At 73.2% G+C, this 5,445-nt stretch carries 6 protein-coding genes; all 6 read left to right on the top strand.

All coding sequences use genetic code 11. From position 1 onward, the window contains the following. Nucleotides 1-1,569: nitrite/sulfite reductase (locus I4I78_RS29635; RefSeq protein WP_218614807.1), on the top strand; the 1,569-nt coding region annotated here is incomplete at its 5' end. A 7-nt stretch (nt 1,570-1,576) separates the two neighbouring features. After that, on the top strand, nt 1,577-1,765 hold the full coding sequence (locus tag I4I78_RS29630) for an Insertion element protein (RefSeq protein ID WP_218614806.1): 189 nt from the start codon (nt 1,577-1,579) through the stop codon (nt 1,763-1,765). A gap of 9 nt (nt 1,766-1,774) precedes the next feature. Next, a complete protein-coding gene (locus I4I78_RS29625; RefSeq protein ID WP_218614808.1) occupies nt 1,775-2,473 on the top strand; it encodes a phosphoadenylyl-sulfate reductase in 699 nt (232 codons plus the stop codon). Between the two features lie 8 nt (nt 2,474-2,481). Further along, nucleotides 2,482-3,375, top strand: a complete 894-nt coding sequence (gene cysD / locus I4I78_RS29620) for a sulfate adenylyltransferase subunit CysD (RefSeq protein ID WP_374225941.1) — start codon at nt 2,482-2,484, stop codon at nt 3,373-3,375. Beyond that, nucleotides 3,375-4,691 (top strand): sulfate adenylyltransferase subunit 1, encoded by a 1,317-nt coding sequence (locus tag I4I78_RS29615; protein WP_218614804.1) that lies wholly within the window; start codon nt 3,375-3,377, stop codon nt 4,689-4,691. The genes cysD and I4I78_RS29615 overlap by 1 nt, the downstream gene beginning before the upstream one ends. A gap of 5 nt (nt 4,692-4,696) precedes the next feature. Further along, a partial coding sequence (locus I4I78_RS29610) for a sirohydrochlorin chelatase (protein ID WP_218614803.1) occupies nt 4,697-5,445 on the top strand: 749 nt, incomplete at its 3' end.

The raw sequence follows: 5,445 nt of genomic DNA, 5'->3' as shown, positions 1-5,445 counted from the left end.
GACGACGACGCGCTCAACGTCCGCGCACGGATCGAGAACATCTACGCCAAGCGCGGCTTCGACTCGATCGACCCGAGCGACCTGCGCGGCCGGATGCGCTGGTGGGGGCTCTACACGCAGCGCCGTCCGGGCGTCGACGGCGGCCGCACCGGCGCGCTGGAGCCCGAGGAGCTCGAGGACCGCTACTTCATGCTGCGGGTGCGGCTCGACGGCGGCGCCGTCACCACCGAGCAGCTGCGCGCGATCGGCGAGGTCTCGCAGACCCACGCCCGCGACACCGCCGACATCACCGACCGGCAGAACATCCAGTACCACTGGATCGAGATCGAGTCGATGCCGGCGATCTGGAAGCGGCTCGAAGGCCTCGGCATGCTCACCACCGAGGCGTGCGGCGACTGCCCCCGGGTGATCCTGGGCTCGCCGGTGGCCGGCGTGTCCGCCGACGAGGAGATCGACCCGACCCCGGCGATCGACGCGATCGTCGAGCGCTACATCGGCAGCACCGAGTTCTCCAACCTCCCGCGCAAGTTCAAGTCGGCGATCTCCTGGCAGCAGGACATCGGTCACGAGATCAACGACATCTCGTTCGTCGGGGTGAACCACCCCGAGCACGGGCCCGGCTTCGACCTGTGGGTCGGCGGCGGGTTGTCGACCAACCCGCGGATCGCGGAGCGGCTCGGCGCGTGGGTCCCGCTCGACGAGGTCCCCGACGTGTGGGCCGCCGTGGTGTCGGTGTTCCGCGACTACGGCTACCGGCGGCTGCGTCACCGCGCGCGGATCAAGTTCCTGATCGCCGACTGGGGCCCGGAGAAGTTCCGCCAGGTGATGGAGGACGAGTACCTCGGCCGGAAGATGGTCGACGGCCCGGCGCCGGTCCTCGCGGAGCGCGCGATCGACCACGTCGGCGTGCACAGGCAGAAGGACGGGCGCAACTACGTCGGCGTCGCGCCGGCGTCCGGCCGGGTCTCGGGCACCACGCTGGTCGCGGTGGCCGACGCCGCGGAGCGCGCCGGGTCCGCCCGGGTCGCCTTCACCAGCCAGCAGAAGATCGTCGTGATGGACGTCGCGGACGCGCGCCTGGACACCCTGGTCGCCGACCTGAACAAGCTGGGCCTGCAGGCCGAGCCGTCCACCTGGCGTCGCAACACGATGGCCTGCACCGGCATCGAGTTCTGCAAGCTGGCGATCGTCGAGACCAAGGAACGGGCGATCCGCCTCGTCGAGGAGCTGGAGAAGCGCCTGGCCGACGTCGTGCCGGACGCGCCGATCTCGCTGCACCTCAACGGCTGCCCGAACGCCTGCGCCCGCACCCAGACCGCGGACATCGGGCTCAAGGGCCAGATCGTCACCGACTCCGACGGCAACCAGGTCGAGGGCTTCCAGGTGCACCTGGGTGGCGGGCTCGGGCTCGACGCCGGGTTCGGCCGCAAGGTCCGCGGCCTCAAGGTCACCAGCGCCGAGCTGGGCGAGTTCGTCGAGCGCGTCGTGCGCCGGTTCGCCGAGCAGCGCACCCCCGACGAGCGCTTCCCGCAGTGGGTCGCGCGCGCCGACGAGAGCGATCTGAAGTGAGCCGGCGATGAGCGAGCGCGCGGTCCCCTTCTACTGCCCGTACTGCGGCGAGGAGGACCTCCGGCCGGCCGAGCGCACCGAGAAGGTGCCCGGGGCGGCGTGGTGGTGCGCGGGGTGCGTGCGCACGTTCGTCGTGACGTTCGTGGGACTCGGGGTTCCCGACACGACGGGGACCCCGGACAGAACAGGAGCTTGAGCCGTGAGTGTGAGTGTCACCGAGGACCTGAAGGCCGTCGCCGAGCGCGGCGCGGAACAGCTCGGCCCGGAGGCCACGGCCCAGCAGCTGCTGACCTGGGCCGCCGAGACGTTCGGCGACCGGCTGATCGTCGCGTCGAACATGCAGGACGCCGTGCTGGTCGACCTGGCCGCGAAGGCCAGACCGGACGTGGACGTGCTGTTCCTCGAGACCGGCTACCACTTCGCCGAGACGATCGGCACCCGCGACGCCGTGGACGCCGTCTACGACGAGGTCCGGATCGTCAACGCCCGTGCCGACCAGAGCGTCGCCGAGCAGGACGCGAGCGAGGGCAAGGACCTGTTCGCCCGCGAGCCGGACCGCTGCTGCGCGCTGCGTAAGGTCGTCCCGCTGCAGCGCACGCTGGCCGGCTACGACGCCTGGGTCACCGGCGTCCGCCGCGTCGAGGCGCCGACCCGGGCGAACACCCCGCTGGTCACCTACGACGAGAAGTTCGGCCTGGTGAAGATCAACCCGATCGCCGCGTGGAGCGACGAGGAGATGGACACCTACATCCACGACCACGGGATCCTGGTGAACCCGCTCGTCGAGGCCGGCTACCCGAGCATCGGCTGCGCCCCCTGCACCGCGAAGCCGGCGCCGGGCGAGGACCCGCGCTCCGGTCGCTGGTCCGGGCGCGCCAAGACCGAGTGCGGGCTGCACGCATGACACCGGGCGTGACACTCGACGCGCTCGACGCGCTGGAGTCGGAGGCGATCCACGTCTTCCGCGAGGTCGCCGGCGAGTTCGACCGCCCGGTCATCCTGTTCTCCGGCGGCAAGGACTCGACGCTGCTGGTGCACCTGGCGGTCAAGGCGTTCGCGCCGGCGCCGGTGCCGTTCCCGCTGCTGCACGTCGACACCGGGCACAACTACCCGGAGGTCATCGCGTTCCGCGACGCCCTGGTCGAGCGCCTGGGGCTGCGGCTCGAGGTCGCGAAGGTCGAGGACTACCTCGCCGACGGCCGTCTGGTCGAGCGCGCGGACGGCATCCGCAACCCGCTGCAGACCCAGCCGCTGCTCGACGCGATCACCGACAACCGGTTCGACGCGGTGTTCGGCGGCGGGCGCCGCGACGAGGAACGCGCCCGGGCCAAGGAGCGGATCATGTCGCTGCGGGACGCGTTCGGCCGCTGGGACCCGCGCAAGCAGCGTCCCGAGCTGTGGAACCTCTACAACGGCCGGCACGCCCCCGGCGAGCACGTCCGCGTGTTCCCGATCTCGAACTGGACCGAGCTCGACGTCTGGCGCTACATCCAGCGCGAACGGATCGAGCTGCCCGACATCTACTTCGCCCACCAGCGCCAGGTGTTCGCCCGCGACGGCATGTGGCTGGCCGAGGGGCCGTGGGGCGGGCCCCGTGGCAGCGAGACGCTGGAGTCGAGGACCGTGCGGTACCGGACCGTCGGCGACGGGTCGTGCACCGGCGCCGTCGAGTCGAGCGCGACGACGCTGGACGAGGTGATCGCCGAGGTGACCGCGTCCCGGCTCACCGAGCGCGGCGCCACCCGGGCCGACGACCGGATGTCCGAGGCCGCCATGGAGGACCGCAAGAAGGAAGGCTACTTCTGATGGTGGACCCGCATCGTCCCCGCGACACCGGTCGCCCGCGCGACCTGCTGCGCTTCGCCACGGCGGGCTCGGTCGACGACGGCAAGTCCACCCTGGTCGGGCGGCTGCTCTACGACACCAAGTCGGTGCTCGCCGACCAGATCGAGGCCGTGCAGCGCGCCTCGGTGGACAAGGGCCTGAGCACCCCGGACCTGTCGCTGCTCGTCGACGGCCTGCGCGCGGAGCGCGAGCAGGGCATCACGATCGACGTGGCCTACCGCTACTTCGGCACGCCGACCCGCGAGTTCGTGCTCGCCGACACCCCGGGCCACGTGCAGTACACCCGCAACACGGTGACCGGGGCGTCCACCGCCGAGCTGGCCGTGCTGCTCGTCGACGCCCGGCACGGCGTGGTCTCCCAGACCCGGCGGCACGCCGCGGTGCTGGCGCTGCTGCGCGTCCCGCGCCTGGTGCTGGCCATCAACAAGATCGACCTCGTGGACTACGACGAGGGCGCGATCACCGCGATCGCCAAGGACTTCGGCGAGCTGGCCCGCTCGCTCGGGTTCGCCGACTCCGACGTGCAGACCATCCCGGTCTCCGCGCTCGTGGGCGACAACGTGGCACAGCGCGGCGCGCACACGCCCTGGTACGAGGGTCCGACGCTGCTCGAGCACCTGGAGTCGGTCCCGGTCGAGGGACCGGACGCCGGTGCCCCGTTCCGGCTCCCCGTCCAGTACGTGATCCGGCCCCGCACCGAACAACTGCACGACTACCGCGGCTACGCCGGCCAGGTCGCCTCGGGCACCGTGCGCGCCGGCGACGAGGTCGTGGTGCTGCCCGACGGCATCCGCACCACCGTCGCCGAGGTGCGCACCGCGGACGGTCCGCTGGCCTCCGCGGGCGCCGGGCTGTCGGTCACCGTGCTGCTCACCGACGACATCGACGTCTCCCGCGGCGCCATGATCGCCGCCGCGGGCGACCCGCCGCCGGTCTCCGACGAGATCGACGCGACGCTGTGCTGGCTCGCCGAGAAGCCGCTGGTCCCCGGGGCCCGGCTGCTGCTCAAGCACGGCACCCGCACCACCCAGGTGATCGTCGGCGCGCTCGGGTCGCTGCTGGACCCGGAGACCGTCCGCTTCGTCGACACCCCGGAGCAGCTGGCGATCAACGACATCGCCCGCGTCTCGCTGCGCACCGCCGACCCGCTCCCGGTCGACGCCTACGCCCGCGTCCGGACCACCGGAGGGTTCCTGCTGATCGACCCGCCGACCGGCAACACGCTCGCCGCCGGGCTGGTCGGGGACCCGCTCGCGCTCGCACCCGCCACGGGCTGAGACCGATGGCACACGGGGACGACACGCCGGTCCTGGTCGTCGTCGCGCACGGCAGCCGGGACCCCCGATCCGCGGCGACGATCAGCGCCCTGGTGGACCGCACGCGCGCCACGGCGCCCGAGCTGGACGTGCGCCCGGCGTTCCTCGACCTCAACCTGCCCCGGCTGCCCGACGTGCTCGCCGCCGTCGGGTCCGGGCCGGCGGTGGTCGTCCCGCTGTTGCTCGGGTCGGCCTTCCACGCGCGGGTCGACGTCCCGGCCGCCGTGGACGCCGCCGTGGGCCGGTTCCCGCACCTGCAGGTGCAGGTGGCCGACGTCCTCGGGCCCGACCCGCTGCTGATCGGCGCGGCCCGGCGCCGGTTGGCCGAGCAGGGCTGCACCCCCGACGATCACGGGCTGGGCGTCGTGGTGGCCGCCGCCGGCTCCGCCCGCGCCGGCGCGAACGACGTCGTGCGCCGGATCGCCGCCGGCTGGCCGCTGGCCGGGGCCGCGTTCGCCACGGCGGCCGAGCCCGACGTCACGGCCGCGATCGCGGACCTGCGCCGGCGCGGCGCGCACCGGACCGCCGTCGTCCCCTGGTTCCTGGCCCCGGGCCGGCTGCTGGACCGGGTGCGCGACGGTGCCCGTGCCGCGGACCCGGACGTCGTACTGGCCGAGCCGCTGGGCGCCGAACCCGCCGTGGTCGACGTCGTGCTGAGCCGCTACACCGCCGCCCGGGCGCTCCTGGCGCGCGCCGCCCGTCCGGACGCGTCCGC

Source organism: Pseudonocardia sp. KRD291 (assembly GCF_019263595.1).
Lineage (GTDB): Bacteria > Actinomycetota > Actinomycetes > Mycobacteriales > Pseudonocardiaceae > Pseudonocardia.
Note: the sequence above shows the minus strand (reverse complement) of the source record. Positions and strands in the feature narration are given on the sequence as shown.